Origin of the sequence: Streptomyces sp. MZ04, assembly GCF_004684775.1 — a bacterium.
Taxonomy (GTDB): domain Bacteria; phylum Actinomycetota; class Actinomycetes; order Streptomycetales; family Streptomycetaceae; genus Streptomyces.
This window is the reverse complement of record NZ_SRIC01000568.1, coordinates 1-1,465: the sequence shown is the minus strand read 5'-3', so window position 1 is coordinate 1,465 and position 1,465 is coordinate 1. Positions and strand designations below refer to the sequence as shown.

1 protein-coding gene and 1 pseudogene are annotated in these 1,465 nt (G+C 72.8%); both read right to left on the bottom strand.

What is annotated here, in order from left to right; genetic code table 11:
* Positions 1 to 330 (bottom strand): annotated as a pseudogene (locus E2651_RS43195) (hypothetical protein); the annotation flags it as partial.
* A gap of 4 nt (positions 331 to 334) precedes the next feature.
* Positions 335 to 1,465, bottom strand: a 1,131-nt coding sequence (locus E2651_RS43190; protein WP_135336728.1) for a glycerophosphoryl diester phosphodiesterase membrane domain-containing protein, incomplete at its 5' end; no start/stop codon positions are given.

Sequence of the window (1,465 nt, the reverse complement as noted above, 5' to 3'; positions counted from 1 at the left end):
GGATGAGGTGGGGGCGCGGCGGGGGGTGCCGAGGCGCCACCAGAGGGCCGCCACGACGGCCAGCACGGCGAGGGCGATGACCAGGAGGCCGAAGCCGCCGCCCGGGGTCGCCCCGGAGGCGGCGGTGAAGAGGTCGTCGACCCAGTCCCAGAAGCGGTTCAGGGCCCGCTGCAGAAGGCTGGGGTCGTTCTCGTGGTACATCGGCTTGGACAGTTCGCGCTCGGCCGCCTCCCGTGCGGGGACGCGCGGAATCGTCACCGGCGGGTCCTCGCCGGTGCGGGGCAGGAGTGACGCCCCTGCCCCGAGCCCCTGCAGCACCTCCCCCGTCACCGCATCAGCTCCCGGGTGTGCCGGGGGAGTCGGATCCGCCCTGGAGACCCGCGGCGCGGGCGAGTTCCAGGTCGAGGGCCTCGCGGCGGATCCGCTGGTCGATGTAGAGCAGCACCGTCACGCCGGCGGTGATCGGGAAGGTGAGCATGGAGCCGATCACCGAGCCGATGCCGCTGACGATCAGGAAGGTCCAGCCGAGCTCGCCGGCGCCGCTGTCCAGGAAGCCGGTGACACCGTCGCCGCTCACCGCGCCCGCGATGAGGGTGAAGGGGATCACGATGATCGACGCGACGACGTTGGCGATGATCGCGGCGAGCAGCTGGATGCCGAAGACCCGCCACCAGGAGCCGCGGACCAGCTTCACGGAGCGGGTCAGCGACTTCTTCACGCCCTGCTTCTCGAGCATCAGGGCGGGCGAGGCGAGCGAGAAGCGGATCAGCAGCCAGATGGCGACGATCAGAGCGCCGAATCCGCCGAGGGCAGCGAGGCTGACGCCCGCGTCGGACCCGCCGGCCAGCGCGATCAGTACGCCCGGCAGGATGCCGATGGCGACGACGGCGCCGCCGATGAGCGGGAGCAGCAAGGTCAGGCCGATCAGCCTCGGCAGCTGCGGCTTGGCGTCCCGCCAGGCCTCCGCCGTGGTCACCGACTTACCGAGCACCGCGCGGCTGGTGACCGTCGTGAGCAGGGCGGTGGCGACGATCGTGCCGAGCAGGGTGATCAGCAGGACCACGCCGGAGCTGAGCAGGGTGTCGCCGAGGGCGCGGGTCAGTTCGCCGACGGTCGCGCTCGGGTCGTTGAGGGCGTCTGTGTCGGCGGTGTCGTTGAGGACGAGCCCCTGCAGCAGGATGACGAGGATTTCCGTGAACACGGCCACGGCGAGGGAGATGCCGAGGACCGTGCGCCAGTACGTACGCATCGTGGAGACCGCGCCGTCCAGGATCTCGCCGACGCCGAGCGGCCGCAGCGGGATGACACCGGGCTTGGCGGCGGGCGGCGGGCCCTGCCACGCGCCCCAGCCGGGGTAGCCGCCGGGGCCGCCGGGACCCGGGCCGCCGGGGCGTCCGCCGCCCCAGCCTCCGCCGGGCGGCGGACGCCCCGGCCTGTCTCTTATACACCTCTGACGCTGCCGACG